An 18,306-nucleotide genomic window follows, 5' to 3' on the forward strand; every position below is an offset into this window, starting at 1 on the left:
TGTGCGATATCTGCCGCAAAGCGGACATATCGCAGGTGATTGCTTGTGATGGTGGTCGCCGCATTCAGCGCCTTCGACCACCACGCCATCAAGGGACAAAACCCCACCAGAGTGGGGTTTTGTCGAACAGTCTCGCCTACGGCTTATTTGCCGGACGGGATCTGCTGGGTGATGCAGTGGATATTGCCGCCACCCAGCAGGATCTCGCGGGCGGGCACACCGATGACCTTATGCTCCGGGAAGATCTCTTCCAGAATGCGCTGGGCTTCGTCGTCGGTGGCGACATCCAGCAGCGGGTAGACGATGCGATCGTTGGTGATCAGGAAGTTCACGTAGGAACCGGCCAGACGACCCTCGGCCTCGCGCGGCACGCCGCTGCCGCTCTCGACGCCGGCAGACTCCTCTTCGGTACAGAACAGCGGGCCCGGCTGGGGCAGCTTCCAGACTTTCAGCTTGCGACCCTTGGCATCCACCGCCGCTTCCAGCACCTCGAGGGCAGCCAGGGAGCGGGCGTACTGGGGGTCGTTCTCGTCGTCGGTCCAGTGCAGGGCCACTTCACCCGGGCGCACGAAACAGCAGATGTTGTCGATATGGCCGTCGGTCTCGTCCAGATAGACACCCTCGTTCAGCCAGATAAAGCTCTTCACCCCCAGATAGTCGCGCAGCAAGGCTTCGATCTGACCCTTGGAGAGGTGGGGGTTGCGGTTCTCGTTCAGCAGGCACTCGGCGGTGGTCATGCAGGTGCCTTCGCCATCCACGTGGATGGAGCCCCCCTCCAGGATCAGCGGCGCGTCGTAGCGGCTCATGCCGTGCTCGGCCAGCATCTTGGCGGCCACTTCCTCATCCTGGTTCCAGGGGGCGTAGAGACCGCCCTTGAGGCCGCCCCAGGCGTTGAAGCCCCAATCTACCCCACGGCATTCGCCGGCGGCATTGGTGACCACGGTCGGGCCTGAGTCACGGGCCCAGCAGTCATCGCTCGCCATCTCCACCAGGGTGACGTGGGCGGGCATGATGGTGCGGGCCTGCTCCATGAACTCGGCCGGCACCCCCATGAAGACCGGGGTGGCGCCGCCGATGGCATCGGCCACCTTGGCAAAAGTCTGTTGGGCGAAACGACCCGCTTCACGCCAGTTGTCCGGACGGAACGGCCAGATCATCCAGACGGCCTGCTGGTGCGCCCACTCGGCAGGCATGGTGAAGCCGTCAGCGGCCGGGGTGGAAGTATTGGTCTTGATGCTCATCGCAAGACTCCTTGCATGGATTGAGGCCCCCCGGATTGACGCGGGAACGTGGAAAAATAAGAGTGAGTCGCAGTGTAAGAAGTTGCGTTCACATCAATCAAATGAATAGGATTAATTGTCCCATAAACAGCGCGAATAATCCCTCCATGAAATTACACCAGCTCGACCTCAATCTGCTGCTCGCCTTTGACGCCCTGATGACACAAGGCAGCGTCACCCGCGCCTCGGAGGCGCTGTTTATCAGCCAGCCCGCCATGAGCCACTCCCTCGGCCGGCTGCGCACCTTCTTCGGCGATCCGCTACTGGTACGCACGCCCCAGGGGATGCTGCCGACCCCCCGCGCCCAGCGGTTGCACCTGGGGGTGCAGCAGGCGCTGCGACTGCTCGAACAACAACTCAGCGACGAGGAGCTGTTCGAGCCGCGCCACTCCAAACGCCGCTTCGTGCTCTGCACCACCGACTACGTGGAGTGCGTGCTGATCCCGCCGCTCATCTCGCGCCTCAAAAAACTGGCGCCCGCGGTCACCATCGAGATCCGCATCCTGCGCGACAGCCTGCCGGAGGCGGAGCTCGCCAGCGGCGAGATCGATCTGGTGCTGGGGTTTGACGAGTACATGCAGGTGCCGAGGTATCTTGGCAAAGAGACCTGGCTGACCGAACCCCTGGCCGGGCTGGTGCGCGCCACCCGCGAGTTGCCGGAGGAGCGGATCACCCTCGCGCAGCTGGTGGAGATGCCCCATGTGTTCCACTCGCCGCTGGGCACCTCGGAGGCCAGCCTGGACCAGTTTCTCAAGACCCGGGGCCTCGCGCGCACCATCTCGGTCAACAGCCAGAGCTATATGTCCGCCGCCGCCATCGTGAGCCAGAGCGATCACCTGCTGGTGCTGCCCAGCAAGGTCGCCGAGCTCTTGGCCGAACACTGGCCCCTCAAGAGCCTGCCGCTGCCGGAAGATGTGCCGGATTACCATCTCAACTGCGTCTGGCACCCGGTGCATGCGCAACAACCGGCCTTGATCTGGTTGAAGGCGTTGATGAAGGAGCTGGTGAGCCCTGACTAATCCCCCCTCATCCCCTGCCCTTCTCCCACAAGGGGAGAAGGGAGCGGATACCTGGTCTGTGGAAAAATCTTGGCTCAACCTGCATGACCAACCCACAACGCCCAACAAATCCTCGATCAGTCCCCTCTCCCTCCGGGAGAGGGCCAGGGTGAGGGGAAGCGTTCACCTCGCCTCTGAGGCGACCGGCAGATCCCCGCGGGCGATGGCCGCCAGCAGCAGGCGGTGATCCTCCCGGGTACGCTGACCATAGGCCACGGCGAAGTCGGCGATGGCCTCATCCATCGCATCCGACTTGCCCATGTAACCGGCGATTTGCGCCGCATCCCCCGACTTGGCATGGGCCAGCGCCAGGGCCCAGCCACAGAGCTGACAATGCTCGATGAAGTGGCGGACTTTCACCACGCCGGGGGTGATGTCGATCCCCCCCTTCATGTCCCGCAGTTGGCGCACGTAGAAATGGCGTCCCCGCAGCTCGCACCAGCCGAGGAAGATGTCCGGTGAGCCCTGGATCATGCGCTGCCCCCGCACCACCCGCCGCCCCTGGCTGCCGCTGTCGTCCTCCGAGGTGAAATAGGGGGCCAGCACCGAGGGCTGCGCCTCCTTGACCTGCAGGAAGAGGGGATCCTCATCATCGGCCCCGGTCAGCAGTATCACCCAGCAGCGGGTTCCCACGCTGCCGACCCCGACCACCTTGCGCACCACGTCCACCACCCGGTAGCGCTGCAGCAGGATCCGCCTGTCCTCCGGCAGGGAAGCCAGATAGGCCTCCAGCAGTTCCCCCAGCACCTCATAGACGGGTTGGCCATCCTCGGTGTGGGTCTCGCGGATGACGAAGGGGTGGATCTCGCGGATCCTGTGCTGATCGTCCACCAGATCCGTCATCTTGCCGAGTACCTGCAGATGGTTGCGCCCCCGGGCCTTGAGGAAGGTGGCCTCGATCCGCTGGTGGGCATCCGTAGAGAAGGCGTTGAGTACCGAGGCCTGATCGATGCGGTCATACCAGACCCTCATAAATCCCAGTTTGCCGTATTCCCGCAGCCGGCTGCGATAGCTGGACGCTATCACTCTGGCCGCTTCCCGCTGACGGGCGGCGTCGGCCCCAAGATAGTCGGCGGCCACCAGGGCGCTGGCGGCCAGGCGCTTGAGATCCCATTCCCAAGGGCCGAGATGGGTTTCGTCGAAGTCGTTGATGGCCAGCACCAGGTTGCGCTCGGCGCTCGCATAGAGGCCGATGTTGGCCACATGCATGTCACCACAGGCCTGCACCATCAGCCCGGAGCGGGGGGTGGTGGCGAGATCCGCCGCCATGATGGCAGCCGCCCCGCGCAGGAAGGCGAAAGGCGACTCCTGCATCCTGGCATGGCGCACCGGCACCAGCCGCTGCAACCGGGTGGCGGCCTGGGCCTTGAGCACGGCGATGGGATCCCGTTCGGGCAAGGGGGGCGGCAGCTGGGCGTGTGATTCGCGGGGGACCCGTTCACGCAGTTGTTTACCGGCGGCGAACCGCTCCGCAATGGTGCTGCGCGGGGCGGTGAAATGCAGCAGCATCGCCTGGGATTTGGATGGCTTGGCCATGCTCGTTTCCTCCATGAGATCTCATCATCAAGATGGAAGAGGGAACAAATGAGGGCAAGGGTGACGGGAAAAAATCGACCCGCCCTGGCTGGTTAGCGGGCGGCGCTCAGGGAGTCCATCAGCTGATCCACTACGGCACTGAGCAGGGTGCGATCCGGGCGGCACTGGGCGAAGGTGACCAGGCCCTGGATATTGATCTGCAAGAAGGCGGTCAGGGTGGGAATGTCACAGCCGGCGGCCAGCTCGCCGCACGCGCTCGCCTGTCGCAGGATCAGCGCCAGATCGGCCTCCAGCTCGCCATAGATGGCCTTGAGGCGCAGGTGCAGCTCCTCGTCCTGCTCCGCCAGCTCCATCAGGGTGCGGGTGATCAGGCAGGAGCCCTGCAGGGCATCGTCCACCAGCTGGTTGAAGTAAGCGCGCAGGCCGTCGAGCGGGCTTGTCCGGTCGAAGCAGCGACGGCGCAGGGCGCATTTCTCCTGCACATAGTGGTCAACGGCCGCCAGCAGCAGGCCGCGCTTGTTGCCAAAGGCGGCGTAGAGACTACCCGGGTGCAGGCCGGTGGCCGCGACCAGCTCCTGCATGGTGGTCTTGGCATAGCCCCTGGCGCGAAAGGCCTCCATGGCGTGTCGCAGGACATGGTCCCGATCAAACTCGGCGCTGCGCATGGGATCTCCGTTGGCAGGGTCCCGGCTAGCCGGGGAGAAAAGGGCGGCAAGTTTACCCCAGCGGACGGGCAACACCAACCCATGCTGAACCCTCGTTCAAAAAAGACTTGCGTACAAAACAAAAAACGTCTTGAATGCACGTTCAAGAATTACTCCCCGAGGACAGACGACCATGGATACCCTGTTTCAACCCTATCGCCTCAACGGCACTCTCACGCTAGCGAATCGCTTCATGATGGCTCCCCTGACTCGCTGCATGGCGGGCCCGGGTCTGGTGCCCACCCAGCAGATGGCCGCCTACTATGGGCGTCGTGCCGACATCGGTCTCATCATCTCCGAGGCCACCATCATTCGCCCGGACGGCCAGGGCTACCCGAACACCCCGGGTCTCTACAGCCCGGAGCAGGTTGAGGGCTGGAAGCAGGTCACCGCCGCCGTTCACGCCAAAGGCGGCAAGATCTTCGCCCAGCTGTGGCACGTGGGTCGCCTCTCCCACCCCTTCTTCCACCAGGCCGAGGTGCTGGCGCCATCCGCCGTCGCCCATGACGGCACAGTGCCGCGCATGCGCGAGCTGGTCTATCAGGTGCCCCGCGCCCTGACCGTCACTGAGATAGCGCAGCTGGTGGAGGATTACGCCCAGGCTGCCGCCAACGCCATCGAAGCCGGTTTCGACGGGGTGGAGATCCACGGTGCCAACGGCTACCTCATCGATCAGTTCCTGCACCATTCGAGCAACCTGCGCGACGACCAGTACGGCGCCACCCCGGAAAACATGAGCCGCTTCGCGCTGGAAGTGGTGGATGCCGTCGCTGCCCGCATCGGCGGCGATCGGGTGGGGCTGCGCCTCTCCCCCGGTGCCTATGTGCATCTGGCCGGGGATGTGCGGGACCGTGCCGTGTTCGACCATCTGCTGGCCGAGCTCAACCGCCGCCCCCTGGCCTATGTGCACCTCGGCATCTTCGATGACAGCCTCACCTTCGACTACCTGGATGGTCGCGCCTCCGACTACCTGCGCGCCCACTACGACGGTCACCTGGTCGGGGTCGGCAACTACAGCGCACAGAGCGCTGCCGAGGCCATCAAGGCGGATCGCTTCGACCTCATCGCCATCGGTCGCCCGCTCATCGCCAACCCGGACTACCTCGCCAGGGTGAAGAAAGCCGAGCCCCTGGTCCCCTATGCCGACTCCATGCTGGCTGAGCTGGTTTAACAAGACCGGGCTTCTTGTGGCACCCCGTGCCGACACCATGCCGGCCGAGTTGGTATAGCAAGGCCGAGCGGGTCTAACCGGCTCTTTTACTGGCCAAGGATGGGATCCGCGCCCCGGCGCGGGTTTCCAATGTTTGGGCCCCACTCCCGGGCCCTTTTTTGTGCCCGCCAACCCCGCGCCTGCCCCATAACCCCTCCCCCAGCCCGACGAAAGCAGTTGCTGATGACAACCAGTTGGTTATATTGGTTGCTGATGACAACCAAAAGGACAATGACAGATGGATCCCCGTCCCCTTCGCGCCCTGTCACGGGAGCTGGTACGCGAGCTCGGTATGCTCTCCCAACAGTGCGGCGCCCTGACCTTGAGCCCACTCGAGGCTCACCTGCTGATCGAACTCGAGAACGGCCCCGCCACCAACCAGCAGCTGGCCGAGCGCCTGCGCATCGACAAGTCCAACGCCAGCCGCCCGCTGGCTCGCCTCGTCGAACGGGGCCTCATCGACTGGCACCCCCACCCTTCCGATGGGCGCAGCAAGGAGGCCCGTCTCACCGCCGCCGGCCAGGCTCAGTTGCTGGCCCTGCATCAGGAGATGGACAATGCCACCGAGCTGGCGCTGGCCCAGCTCAGCCCCGCCGAGTGCGAACAGCTGTGGAGCGGCCTGCGCCTGTATCGCAGCGCCCTGTCCCGGGCCCGCCGCCAGCAGGGTTATCAGATCCGTCCCATCGTTCCTGCCGATAACCCCCATATCGCCGCCGTGGTGCGCGCCGTCTCCGCCGAGTACGGCCTCACCGCCGACAAGGGTTACGGGGTGGCGGATCCGAACCTCGATTTTCTCCATGAAACCTATCAGGGTGAGCGCAGCCGCTATTGGGTCATAGAGGGACCGGACGGCGCCATTCTCGGCGGCGGCGGCATAGCCCCGCTGGCGGGGGCGGAAAACGAAGTGTGCGAGCTGCAGAAGATGTACTTCCTGCCTGTACTGCGCGGTCTGGGGCTGGGACGGCGGCTGGTGCTGCAGGCGCTGGCCGAGGCGAGAGCGCTCGGCTACCAGCGCTGCTATCTGGAAACCACCGACGTCTTGCGGGAGGCGACCTCGCTCTACGAGTCGCTGGGCTTCGAGCACCTGCCGGGGCCGCTCGGCAGCACGGGCCACGATGCCTGCGAGATCTGCATGGTGCTGACGCTGATGCCGGACAGTGCGATATGAACGGCCCGACTCGCCTGACGGTCGGCATCCGTGATGTACAGTTCGGAGAGCGGGTGAAGCTGGTTGAACCGGTGAATCTCTATGGTTGTTCCCTGGCCGACGATGTGTTCGTTGGCCCCTTCGTCGAGATCCAGTCGAACGTCAGCATAGGGCCGGGCACCCGGATCCAGTCCCACAGCTTTATCTGTGAGCATGTCACCATCGGGGCCCGCTGCTTTATCGGCCACGGCGTCATCTTTGCCAACGATCTGTTTCGGGCGGGAGCCCCGGACCCGGACTCTGCGAATTGGGGCCGGACCTTCATCGAGGATGAGGTCTCCATCGGTTCGAACGCCACCATATTGCCGGTGCGGATCTGCAAGGGGGCCGTCATCGGTGCCGGCGCCGTGGTGACCCGCGACATCCTGACTCCCGGCACCTATGCCGGTAATCCGGCCAGGCTGCTGCGCGCCTTCTAGCCAGCCACTGCGCGATAAAAATGTGTCTCTCCCCCTCATCCCTTCTCCCCCTTACGTTCAAAAAGGGGGGGAGAAAGGAGCAAAAAGACCCCGCCATGGCGGGGTCTCTTCTATTTGTCGGCCAGCAAAACACGGCTACCTGGTTTGGCGCTATGGCTCAGGAAGGGAAATAGAACCAGGCGGTCTTGATAAGGCCGGCTTCCACCTCGAACACGGCCACACTCTCGATGGGCTCGGGGGAGAGGCCACAAATCCGCTCGTGATCGAATACCTTGTTGCCCATTACCGTTCTCGACAGCAGCTCGGCTCTCAGGGCGGGGTTGTTGAATCTGTGCTCCGTATAGAAGGCCCTCAGCGCCCCCTTCCCCACGGTAGACGGCGTCTCTGTCGGCATCCGGTATCCCCTGAATTCCTCGGCGAAGCAGGCCATGAAGGCGTCGATGTCGTGGGCATTGTAGGCGGAAAATTGCGCCGCGACGGGCAGTTCGGCGGACATCTGTCACTCCCTGACGATGAAAAGGATCCCTGTTATAGGGGGCTTTGCCCCCGCTGTCGACAGGCAAGGATCACCCGACTTGCTCACCCCCGGCCAGCCGCCATTAGGGGGCGCCATTGACAGACACAATCTGCGGATAAAAAAAGACCCCGCCGAGGCGGGGTCTCTTATGTCATCTGCAGGCCTGTGCCATGCGAGCCGGCGATCAGTGTTCGCGGGTCTGGCGGAACAGCACGTCGGGGTGACGCTCCTGGGCCAGTCGCAGGTTGACCATGGTCGGGGCTATGTAGGTGAGGTTGTCACCGCCATCCAGCGCCAGGTTCAGCTCGTTCTTGCGCTTGAACTCCTCGAACTTCTTGACGTCTGTGCCTTCCACCCAGCGGGCGGTGGAGACGTTGACCGCCTCGTACAGGGCCTCGACGTTGTACTCGCTCTTCAGGCGGGAGACCACTACGTCAAACTGCAGCACACCGACGGCACCGACGATGAGGTCGTTGCTGATGAGCGGACGGAACACCTGCACCGCGCCCTCTTCGGAGAGCTGCACCAGCCCCTTGAGCAGTTGCTTCTGCTTGAGGGGGTCGCGCAGGCGGATGCGGCGGAACAGCTCGGGGGCGAAGTTCGGGATGCCGGTGAATTTCAGATCCTCGCCTTGGGTGAAGGTGTCGCCGATCTGGATAGTGCCGTGATTGTGCAGACCTATGATGTCACCGGCGCAGGCTTCGACGGCTTGCTCGCGGTCACCGGCCATGAAGGTGACGGCGTCGGAGATGTTCACGTCCTTGCCGATGCGCACGTGGCGCATCTTCATGCCCTTGCTGTAAGTGCCGGACACGATGCGCATGAAGGCGATACGGTCGCGGTGCTTGGGATCCATGTTCGCCTGGATCTTGAACACGAAACCGGAGAATTTCTCCTCGGTTGCGGCAACGATACGGCTCTCGGCCTTGCGCGGCATCGGGGCCGGGGCCCAGTCGGTCAGGCCGTCCAGCATGTGGTCGACACCGAAGTTGCCGAGCGCGGTACCGAAGAAGACCGGGGTCATCTCGCCGGCGATGAAGGCCTCGTGATCGAACTCGGGGGAGGCGCCTTGCACCAGCTCCAGCTCGCCGCGCAGTTGCGCCGCCAGATCCTCACCGATGGCCGCGTCCAGATCCGGGTTGTGCAGACCCTTGACCACCCGCTTCTCCTGGATGGTGTGGCCCTGACCGGTCTGGTACAGATAGACCTCGTCCTTGTAGAGGTGATAGACACCCTTGAAGGATTTGCCGCAGCTGATGGGCCAGGTGATGGGGGCGCACATGATCTTCAGCTCGCGCTCCACCTCGTCCATGACTTCCATGGGGTCGCGCACTTCGCGGTCCATCTTGTTCATGAAGGTGAGGATGGGGGTGTCCCGCAGACGGGTGACTTCCATCAGCTTGCGGGTCCGATCTTCGACGCCCTTGGCGGCATCGATGACCATCAGGCAACAATCCACGGCGGTGAGCGTACGGTAGGTATCTTCGGAGAAGTCCTCGTGACCCGGGGTATCGAGCAGGTTGACCAGGCAGTCGCTGTAGGGGAACTGCATCACCGAGGTGGTGATGGAGATGCCGCGTTGCTTCTCCATCTCCATCCAGTCGGACTTGGCGTGCTGGCCCGATCCACGGCCCTTGACGGTGCCGGCGCGCTGAATGGCCTGTCCGAACAGCAGGACTTTCTCGGTGATGGTGGTTTTACCCGCATCCGGGTGCGAGATGATCGCAAAAGTGCGTCTCTTGGAGACTTCACTCAGAAATTCAGCAGACATAATTCAGTGTTCTTCTTTTGAGCAAGGGCCTCAGGCCCCCGTGGGAATAAATGCGGATGCCACCATGAGAAAGGGGCCCCCTGCACACAACGGCGCCACCCGGGCGGGCCATCTGGCCAACCGGTGGGAAAGGAAAGAGCGTTGCGTTACATGGGCCTTCTCGCCTGGGTCAAAGCAAAATTGCGCGACATTATACCCGCGCGAGTGAAAAATACCCAGCCCGGCATAACAGGAAAGGGCAAGACCCCGAGCGGGATCATTGTGCCTTCACCACCCGGTTGCGGCCCGCCAGCTTGGCCTGATACATGGCCTCGTCGGCGCGGCGCACCAGCTCCCCGAGATTGCCGTCCTGGGGACGGTACTGGGCACAGCCGATGCTGATGTGAATGGGGTGATCCTCGGGCACCTCCTCGATGCGCAGTCGGGCAACTTGCTCGCGGATCCGCTCCGCCACCTCGGCCGCCTCGTCGAGCCGGGTATCCGGCAGCAGCACCAGGAACTCCTCGCCCCCGTTGCGCCCGACCCTGTCCAGGCTGCGCAGCTGATCCTCGATGCACTGGGCCACGGCGGTCAGCACCCGATCCCCCACGTGGTGACCCAGCAGATCGTTGACCTTCTTGAAGTGATCGATATCCAGCAACAGCACGCAAAACGGCTTGCCGCCCTCCCGCGTCTGGCTGAACAACTTTCGCCCCTTGGCCTGGATCTGGCGCCGGTTGTGGATGCCTGTCAGCTCGTCGGTCATGGCGAGGCGGTGCATCTTGCGGGTGCGGCTGCGCTGGTGGAGCACCAATATGCCCATCACCAGGATCAGCAGCGCCACCACCAGATATTGCCAATAACGCCGCTCCTGCAGCTGCTTGAGCTTTTCGGCCTGCAACTGCTGGTTGGATCTGAGGGTCTGGTTCTCCAGCTCCTTGCGGGCGAGATCGAACTCGAAGCGCAGTTGCAAGGAGCGCTGCTCCCGCAGCATCTGCTCGAGCTCGTGCCGGGTCTGCACGAACTGCTTGAGGCTGAGCAGCGCCTCCCTGATGCGCCCCTGCCGCTCGTATACCCGCGCCCGCACCTCATGGATCCAGGCCAGGAAACGCAGGTTCCGCTCCCTGGCGAAGACGCGCTCGGCCAGCTCCAGATGGGGCATCGCCTCAGCCGGTTTGCCCATGGCCTCCAGCACGGTCGCCATGACGATGTCCCAGTGACCGCGGGTCACGCTGTCCGCCCCCTCCCCCTGATGCAACAAGGAGGAGGCCTGCTCCAGCTTGCCCGTGGCCTCTGCCGCCTTGCCCTGATTGAGCAGGACGGTGGCCATCTCGATCCGGCTCCAGGCCAGCATCCCCTCCTGTTGCTGCGCCAGATAATAGCGCTCGGCCTCTACCATCAGCGGCAGGGCCTTGTCGTACTCCCCGCTCTCCATATAGAGCAATCCCTGCTGGGTATGGATGCCGACCAGGTGTTCCTCGTCACCCAGAACCCGGTAATCGTGATCCAGCTCCTGAAAATAGCCTTGTGCCCGCTCGTAGACCCCCATCCTGCGATAGGTATTGGCGATCTTGGCCAGCACCTCACGCCCTTTTTCTTCCAGCCCGAGCCCCTCGTAGCGCCGATGGGCATCGATGAGCTCCATCAGTCCCTCGGCCATCTCTCCCTGATAGGAGTACATGTCCCCTCGCAAGCTGAGGATGTCGGCCCGTTGCCGCTCATCCCCCAGTCGGCGCGCCAGGGTCAGCGCGTCGGCGTAATCCTGGCTGGCCTCGGTCATGTTGCCGAGCAACTGCTGATGAAAGCCACGGCAGGCGAGCAAGCCGCTCTCGGTGACGCGGTCCTTGCGCTCACGGGCCTGGGTCAGCGCCAGCTCGGCAAACCCCACGGCCCGCGCATAATCGTCATCGCGCTCGGCAGGCTGGGCCCAGCACTGCAGCCGGGTGATACGCCCCTGCGCCTCTGCCGGATAGTCCCCACTGTGGGCCGCAAGGGCCGCGACCCGCGCACGAAACTCCCGCACCGGCGGAGTATGGTCTTCCAACTGCTGCAACTCCCGGGACAAACCGGGCTCGGTGAGCGGCGCTTGCGCCCCCCAGGCCTGGGTCACTCCCAGCCATAACAGCAGACTCCAGCTCATCAGGATCTTCATGCCGACTCCGTCTCCCCGTTCGATGGCACCCATGCCGCACCCACAGTGCCAATAATATCCCTCCTTGTCGCGGGCGCACAGCCATCCGCTGACGAGGAGCCCGATCCGCTTCGCTATCAACTACTGCCATCTCATTCTTTACAGGATGAAAATCTGCATCGACTATAGGCAGATTCGAACAAGGGAAGGGACGATGAATGACCTACGAGGAGCTGCAGGAGGCCCATGACAGGTTGTTGCTGGAGAACGAGCGCCTGAAACGGATCGCCGAGGATGCCCGTGAAAAACTGGATGCCGCCATGGACGGCACCGGCCTGTGCATCTGGCAGAATCATGTGCCGACCGGCAAGCTCATCATCTTCAACCGACGCTGGGGCGCCATGCTCGGCTATCAGCCCAAGGAGCTATCGGCTCACTTCGATGTCTGGCGCGCCCATCTGCACCCGGAAGACAGGGAGCGGGTGCTGCAGGCCTTCTTCGATCACCTGGAGGGCAAGAGCCCCTTCTATCAGGTGATTCACCGCATGCTCGCCAAGGATGGCAAGGTCACCTGGGTGCTGGACAGGGGCCGGGTGGTGGAGCGGGACGAACAGGGCAACCCCCTGCGGGTGATGGGCTCCCACATCGACATCACCCACGAGAAGGAGTACGAGCAGCAACTGGCCCGCCTCGCCCACCGGGATCCCCTCACCGGCCTGCTCAACCGCACCGCCCTGCACCGCCAGTTCCCCGGCGAGCACAGGGCCATCTGTTTCATCGATCTCGACGACTTCAAGCAGGTGAACGACAACCTGGGCCACCGCGCCGGCGACGAGCTGCTGGTAGCCATCAGCCAGCGCCTGCGTGCCTGCTGCGACGACGACATCCGGCTGGGTCGGCTCGGCGGGGACGAGTTCGTGCTGTTGCTGCCCTGGCCGTCCGAGGATCCCAGAACCAGCCAGCTGGCCCGTCAGTGCATCAACGCCATCGCCACCCCGTTCGAGCTGCCCAACGGGGAGGCGGCGGTGGGGCTGAGCATGGGGATAGCGGCCATCCGGCCGCAGGATGATTTCAGCACCGCGCTGGCCAGGGCCGATCAGGCCATGTACAGGGTCAAACGCAGCGGCAAGCGGGGTTTCCACATCGCCCAGCCCAGCGGCCAACCGCTGCTGGATCAGGAGCAGGTGAGCGAACGGGGACTGCACCACAGACCCGATGCCTGAGACCTGAGCTCAGCTGCATTGTCAGCATCTAGTGAAAAGAGGGTGACAGGAGGCTGTCCCGCAGTTGCATTGTCAGCATCTAGAGAGTGAAAGGAGGCTGTCCCTCAGCTGCGTTGCCAGCGCCGCAATAACCGGCCACGCAGGCCGCAGTCCAGCAGCCAGCTGTTGTCGAACACTCGCAGGATCGCCGGTTTGGCGTGTTTGGACATGGCGACGGCGTGGAAACGGGTCTGCTGTTTGCGCCTCGCGTTCATCTTGTCGAGCAGGGCATGGGGCAGGCTCTGGGCGATGAAATCGGAGATCACCAGCACATCGGCCTTGGCAAAATCCGGCCGTTCCAGCTGGGTCAGCGCCTGCTCGAGACAGGGCACCAGATCGGTGCCGCCGTGGAAGCTCATGGAGAGGAAGCGCTCCGCCTTGTCGAGCCCGGTCTCGGCGGTGATCTCGAGGGTCGCCACCTCGGTGGAAAACAGCATCAGGTAGCAGCCCCGTTTCTCGTCCATCGCCACCTTGAGCAGGGCCAAAAACAGCGCCTTGGCGCACTCCTCAGGGTAACCCCCCATGGAGCCCGAGGTATCGACGCAGACGATGAAGGGCCCGCGCGGCTGGGGCTCCTCCCCCCCCTGTTCAGGGGATCGCAGCATCAGGCGCTGGCGTGGCAGGGTGCCCCGCGACTGGTAGCTGAGCAGCCGCCGCTCCAGGTAGCGGCGATAGAATTCCAGCTCCAGCTCGGGCAGGGCCAGCATCACCGCCTCGCTCGGCAACAGCCGCATCAGGTCGCTGGCCGGGTGTACCCCCACCAGATCGTCCGGTACGTCGTCGGTCTGCACCTCCTCGAGCTCATGCACCGGCACAGGTGGCAGAGTCAGGGAGTCGGTGCGTCGCTCCCGCTCGCTGCGCCCGAGCAGGGCGGCGATCTCCCCGAGCAAGGGCTCGCGCTGCAACATGCGGGCATATTGTTGCACCAGCACCAGGCTGCGTTTGTGCCAGCTGCCCTGGGCCAGATCCCAGAGGCCGCCGGCCGAGATCTGGTGCGGATCCAGCGCATCGGCCAGGGTGCGGTTCGCCAGCAGCTGATCCTCTATCTCCTGGCGCTGCTTCTCCCGCTCCGCCTCGGCGATCTGCTGCTGCAGTTGCAGCAGGCTGCCCACCAGGCTGGCCCGCCACTTCTCGATAAACAGCTGACGCAGGCCCTCGGTGGGCTGCACCATGATCTGGCGCACCAGGCTGCGGGCATCGCCGGCGAAGGGGCTGTGCTGATCCAGCGCCTCCAGCAGGGCGGGCAGGCGGCCCACCAGCTCGGTCATGGGCAGCAACCGGTGCGCCTGATAGAGCCGGTACTCCTGCTCCAGCGCCACCGGCACCGGCTTGTGGCGCATCTCCTCGCCGAGCTGTTCGCTCCAGCTCTGGATGCGTTTCTTGAGCAGCTTGCCCTGCAGCGGGGAACGTTTCAGGAATTCGGAGATCTTGGGGGTGGAGGCCAGCAGCAACGCCATCTCTCCCGCCAGTTCCCCCTCCCCCATGAGGAGCCCCAGATCCATCATGCCGATCTCAAGCACGGGATCTCCTTATGAGGCGACGCTGACAAAGGAGAGGCTGCCAGTCACACACCAGTAGCATGTTTGACTTGTTATTTGCGACTATTGCAGCACAAAAAACCATTATGCATCGAACCCGGACAGGCGGTCACGCCACTGCAGCAGCTCGGCGCGCAACCGCTCCAGATCCCGGTTCAACACGAAGAAGCTGTCTTCCACCTGCTGCAACCAGTGCGCCCCGATAAACAGATGGGGCTGGTGACGATCGAACAGCCCCCGCTGCACCTTGAGGCTCTGCTGCACCCGGCTCACCTGATCCACCAGCTCAGTCAATTCGGCTTGCCAGGGCGCGATCACCACCTCGGGGATGGCGGCGCGCTCCACCAGCACCAGGGGCACCGGCTGGCGCTGGATGTCCAGCACGTGCAGCCGCAGCTCGGCGTCGAGCACCAGCTCGTAGTGCCCCTCCTTGGGGTTGCCAAGGGGCCAGCCCACCAGGGCCTCGCCGGTCGGGTGCCAGTGGGAGAGCAGGGTGCGATCGAAGGTGAGGGTGCCGGTCAGGCGCTCGGGATCCCCGCCATCCAGCGGCGCCGGAGTGAGCAGATGGAAGCGCACCAGCTTGCCGAAGGGCTTGGCGTTGGCCAGCGGCAGCTCGGTGCCACGGGCGCGGCGGCCGAACCACTGCTTGCGCTTGACCGCCTTGCAGCCGAGCCGCAGGGAGACCGCGTTCTTGATCTGCTTGAACTGCTCTCGCAGGGAGAGCAGCTGGCGGGTCATGGCCAGTTGCTGGTAGCCGTAGAGGCGGGAGAATTCGCCGATCATCTCCAGCAGGGCGGTGCGGGAGGCTTCGTCGTGCCAGAGGCAATCCTTGAACAGCAGCAGATCCAGCGGCGCCACCTCGTCGCGACCGTTGAAGAAGGCACTCGCCTTGATGAGCCTTACGGCCTTCTTCCAGCGCCGATCCGACACGTAGCAGCCGTGGCCGAGCTGGCTGTCGAGCTGCTGGCGCAGCTGATAAATGAGCTCGAAGCAGGCGTCCGGCAGGCGCACCTGCTCGATCTGTCCCTGCCAGGCCTCATACTCCTCGCCATGGATCTGCACCGAGGGGGACAGGTTCTGGTGGGATTGACCATCGCTCGCCAGCATGGCCTGGAAGTTGGATTTCTCCTGCACCCTGTCCATCCAGATCCGCACCAGCATGCGGTCGTACAGCGCCTCCAGCCCGCTGTCCGGCGCGGGCAACTCGTTGGAGGCGGTCACCAGCAGCCGCATAGGGATGGGATGCTGGCTGTCGCCGTTGCGGAACTGGCGCTCGTTGATGGCGGTGAGCAGGGTGTTGAGGATGGCGGGGCCCGCCTTCCAGATCTCGTCGAGAAACACCACCTCGGCCTCCGGCAGGTAGCCGCGGGTCAGCCTCAGGTATTTGCCATCCTCCTTCAGCGCCTGGATGGAGAGGGGCCCGAACACCTCCTCCGGCGTGCTGAAACGGGTCATCAGGTATTCGAAATGGCGGGCATCAAAGAAGGCCAGCTTGAGACGCCGGGCGATCAGGCTCTTGGCGATGCCGGGGGGGCCGAGCAGGAAAACGCTCTCGCCACTGAGGGCCGCCAGCAAGCCGAGCCGCAGGGCATCCTGCCGCTCGTATAACCCCTCTCCGAGAGCGGCCAGCAACCTGGGCAGGCGCTCCTGGATGGGGATGGCACGAACAGTATTCTGGGCTAAAGGCGGCATAGGCACAGTTTCCGAAGCTGGTGGTCGAGCGTGACGACACGGTCCGGCCTCTGGCCGCGCGCCACTGCAATGTCTGTTGATTCTGGTCATCCCCGCCGCAAGGCGCCGGGGATCCCGCTGAAAATCCCTGTTCGGGGATAGCCGCAATGCGCAAAGGGTGCAGCAAATCCGGCGAGAGTGTACTCTGCGCATCAGAATTTACCCCAATACAGATCAAGAGTGAGCCTTCGCCATGCAAGATCCCCTGCTGGACCCCCTGCGTCAGCGCATCCTGGCCAGGATGGGCATACAGAGCTGGCAGCTCAGAGCCCCGCTCCAGGCGGGGGGCGAGCCCGCACAGGCAACGGCGGATAACGCCGTCCCCGCGCCAGCGCAGGCCCCCCTGCCAACGGGCAAGCTGTGGCTGCTGGCACCGACGCTGCCCGCCGCGAGCTTGCTGGCAGACATCTGCAATCTGCTCGGCATAGGGCCGGACGAGGTCTCCTTGCTAGGGGAGCTGCCCGAGGGGGCGACTCCGCCCCTGCTCTGGCTGACGGCCGCCGATGCGCACTGGCCCGACGCCCTGGTCTGTCCGCTCAAGCCCGATGCGGCGCACAAGCGCGCCCTGTGGCAGCAGTGCCGGCAGCGACTGCCCGGCTAAACCAGGCCATGCACCGACTCGCCATCGGCTCATGGCACCACCCCAGTCATCCAGACTTGCGCCGCCCGGCCTTCTCAGCCAACGACCATGGCATGGCCATGCCCTGTATCGCAAGTGCGAATCCTTCCCGGAGTTATCATGTCTGACGCCAACCTCAGCTTTCGTCCGCTGCAAGAGAGCGATTTTGCGCTCATCTACCCCATAGAGCAGGCCGCCCATCAGGAGCCCTGGAGCCAGGCAAACCTGCTCTCCTGCTTCGGGCCGCGCTATCTCAACGGCCTGATGCTGGTGGACGATCGCCCCGCCGGCTTCTACATCGCGGATCTGGTGGCGGGCGACAGCTCGCTGATGAACATCTGCGTGCACCCCGATTTTCAGGGCAAGGGGCTGGGCCGGGCGCTGCTCAAGGAGTACCTCGCCCGCAGCAAGGCGAAGAAGGCGGAGGCCTGGTTCCTGGAGGTGCGCGCCGGCAACAAGCGCGCCATATCCCTCTACGAGAGTGAAGGCTTCGCCGAATATTGCCGCCGCGCCGACTACTACGGCACCGGTCAGGACAGGGAAGACGCGGTGCTGATGTCCCGCCTGTTCGACTTCGGTTAAGCCGCCGGTCAAAACGGCTCTCTGTCGGCCGAGCCACATTCTCAACCCCCCACGTCTCAGGGCAAGGGCGCATTGTCGATGGCGGGATCCTCCAGGGTGAGGGTGACGCGCACCACGGCGTCGAAGCCAGCAACCGACAGCGGCATGAAGAAGCCGCGACCATAGGTCACTCCCGGCATCCAGATCTGCTGCTCCTCCACCTCGACTCTGATGGGCCGCAGCGGCTCACCCGGTCGCTGGAGATAGATGCCGGGTGACGTCGCCACCTGGGGGAAGCGGCGCAGTATGTGGGCACTGCCATCCCCCGCATCGGGGTTGAGCCGCACCTTGACCAGCCCGGCCAGGCTGGATTGCAGCTCGGGAGCGCGCCACAACAGGGTATCGAGGGTCTTGCAGCGTCGACACTTGGCGTGTTCGATCACGTAGAGCAAAGGGATCCCCTCGCTCAGTGCCCGTTGCTGACCCTGTTCGTAACCCTCGGCCCCGCTCAGCCAGGGATTGTCCTCCCCCGCAGGCAAGCCTCCCAGCACAAACCAGAGCACACCGACCCCCGCCAGCAGCAGCAAGCCCCCCGTGAACAGGCTCTTGATCCCGAACTTCATGGCCACCCTCCCTGAACGAATCCGATCTCTTTGTCCCATCATGCCTGAGGCAATCAGACTTGACGACTTTGTGATCCAGGACAAACGGCGCACACTTGTAAGCTGTAATGCTAGAGTTTACACTCCAGCGCGATTTTGAGTGCCCTCACGGGCGTACAAC

General features: G+C 64.1%; 16 protein-coding genes. 7 read left to right on the forward strand and 9 right to left on the reverse strand.

Features of this window, described 5'->3' with window-relative positions; genetic code table 11:
* Positions 1 to 143: 143 nt before the first annotated feature.
* The gene (gene aguA / locus MM194_RS15690) at positions 144 to 1,241 is read right to left on the reverse strand and encodes an agmatine deiminase (RefSeq protein WP_033129721.1); all 1,098 of its coding nucleotides are present in this window, start codon (positions 1,239 to 1,241) and stop codon (positions 144 to 146) included.
* A 146-nt stretch (positions 1,242 to 1,387) separates the two neighbouring features.
* On the opposite strand from aguA, the gene MM194_RS15695 reads away from it, so the two are divergent.
* Entirely contained in the window at positions 1,388 to 2,299 is a 912-nt protein-coding gene (locus tag MM194_RS15695) for a LysR family transcriptional regulator (RefSeq protein ID WP_241344073.1), read from the forward strand.
* Between the two features lie 162 nt (positions 2,300 to 2,461).
* Here the strand turns inward: MM194_RS15695 and MM194_RS15700 are convergent, their stop codons facing one another.
* Both MM194_RS15700 and MM194_RS15705 read right to left on the reverse strand, forming a co-directional pair.
* On the reverse strand, positions 2,462 to 3,874 hold the full coding sequence (locus tag MM194_RS15700; RefSeq protein WP_241344074.1) for a DUF2252 domain-containing protein: 1,413 nt from the start codon (positions 3,872 to 3,874) through the stop codon (positions 2,462 to 2,464).
* 92 nt (positions 3,875 to 3,966) lie between these two features.
* Positions 3,967 to 4,539: a TetR/AcrR family transcriptional regulator gene (locus tag MM194_RS15705; protein WP_241344075.1), complete on the reverse strand. Its 573-nt coding sequence runs from the start codon at positions 4,537 to 4,539 to the stop codon at positions 3,967 to 3,969.
* Between the two features lie 172 nt (positions 4,540 to 4,711).
* On the opposite strand from MM194_RS15705, the gene MM194_RS15710 reads away from it, so the two are divergent.
* From MM194_RS15710 to MM194_RS15720, 3 genes are all read left to right on the forward strand, one after another.
* Positions 4,712 to 5,749: an alkene reductase gene (locus MM194_RS15710; protein WP_241344076.1), complete on the forward strand. Its 1,038-nt coding sequence runs from the start codon at positions 4,712 to 4,714 to the stop codon at positions 5,747 to 5,749.
* 277 nt (positions 5,750 to 6,026) lie between these two features.
* Entirely contained in the window at positions 6,027 to 6,956 is a 930-nt protein-coding gene (locus tag MM194_RS15715; RefSeq protein WP_033129717.1) for a MarR family transcriptional regulator, read from the forward strand.
* Positions 6,953 to 7,414 (forward strand): acyltransferase, encoded by a 462-nt coding sequence (locus MM194_RS15720; protein ID WP_033129716.1) that lies wholly within the window; start codon positions 6,953 to 6,955, stop codon positions 7,412 to 7,414. Before MM194_RS15715 ends, MM194_RS15720 begins: the two co-directional genes overlap by 4 nt.
* 157 nt (positions 7,415 to 7,571) lie before the next feature.
* Here the strand turns inward: MM194_RS15720 and MM194_RS15725 are convergent, their stop codons facing one another.
* From MM194_RS15725 to MM194_RS15735, 3 genes are all read right to left on the reverse strand, one after another.
* Entirely contained in the window at positions 7,572 to 7,910 is a 339-nt protein-coding gene (locus MM194_RS15725) for a nuclear transport factor 2 family protein (protein WP_241344077.1), read from the reverse strand.
* 205 nt (positions 7,911 to 8,115) lie between these two features.
* The gene (gene prfC, locus MM194_RS15730) at positions 8,116 to 9,705 is read right to left on the reverse strand and encodes a peptide chain release factor 3 (RefSeq protein WP_347006511.1); all 1,590 of its coding nucleotides are present in this window, start codon (positions 9,703 to 9,705) and stop codon (positions 8,116 to 8,118) included.
* A gap of 253 nt (positions 9,706 to 9,958) precedes the next feature.
* The gene (locus tag MM194_RS15735; protein WP_241344079.1) at positions 9,959 to 11,833 is read right to left on the reverse strand and encodes a diguanylate cyclase; all 1,875 of its coding nucleotides are present in this window, start codon (positions 11,831 to 11,833) and stop codon (positions 9,959 to 9,961) included.
* A gap of 197 nt (positions 11,834 to 12,030) precedes the next feature.
* On the opposite strand from MM194_RS15735, the gene MM194_RS15740 reads away from it, so the two are divergent.
* Positions 12,031 to 13,035 (forward strand): sensor domain-containing diguanylate cyclase, encoded by a 1,005-nt coding sequence (locus MM194_RS15740; protein ID WP_241344080.1) that lies wholly within the window; start codon positions 12,031 to 12,033, stop codon positions 13,033 to 13,035.
* Between the two features lie 104 nt (positions 13,036 to 13,139).
* On the opposite strand, the gene viaA is transcribed toward MM194_RS15740, so the two are convergent.
* Both viaA and MM194_RS15750 read right to left on the reverse strand, forming a co-directional pair.
* A complete protein-coding gene (viaA, locus tag MM194_RS15745; protein WP_033129712.1) occupies positions 13,140 to 14,594 on the reverse strand; it encodes an ATPase RavA stimulator ViaA in 1,455 nt (484 codons plus the stop codon).
* A gap of 102 nt (positions 14,595 to 14,696) precedes the next feature.
* Positions 14,697 to 16,304 (reverse strand): ATPase RavA domain-containing protein, encoded by a 1,608-nt coding sequence (locus MM194_RS15750; protein ID WP_241344081.1) that lies wholly within the window; start codon positions 16,302 to 16,304, stop codon positions 14,697 to 14,699.
* A 232-nt stretch (positions 16,305 to 16,536) separates the two neighbouring features.
* Here MM194_RS15750 and MM194_RS15755 point away from each other — a divergent pair, with 232 nt between their 5' ends.
* Both MM194_RS15755 and rimI read left to right on the forward strand, forming a co-directional pair.
* A complete protein-coding gene (locus tag MM194_RS15755; protein ID WP_241344082.1) occupies positions 16,537 to 16,944 on the forward strand; it encodes a DNA polymerase III subunit psi in 408 nt (135 codons plus the stop codon).
* 138 nt (positions 16,945 to 17,082) lie between these two features.
* Positions 17,083 to 17,544: a ribosomal protein S18-alanine N-acetyltransferase gene (gene rimI / locus MM194_RS15760; RefSeq protein WP_033129709.1), complete on the forward strand. Its 462-nt coding sequence runs from the start codon at positions 17,083 to 17,085 to the stop codon at positions 17,542 to 17,544.
* Positions 17,545 to 17,600: 56 nt separating this feature from the next.
* Here the strand turns inward: rimI and MM194_RS15765 are convergent, their stop codons facing one another.
* A complete protein-coding gene (locus MM194_RS15765; RefSeq protein ID WP_241344083.1) occupies positions 17,601 to 18,146 on the reverse strand; it encodes a thioredoxin family protein in 546 nt (181 codons plus the stop codon).
* Between the last annotated feature and the right edge of the window lie 160 nt (positions 18,147 to 18,306).

It is taken from the genome of Aeromonas sp. MR16, from assembly GCF_022549315.1.
Lineage (GTDB): Bacteria > Pseudomonadota > Gammaproteobacteria > Enterobacterales > Aeromonadaceae > Aeromonas > Aeromonas aquatica.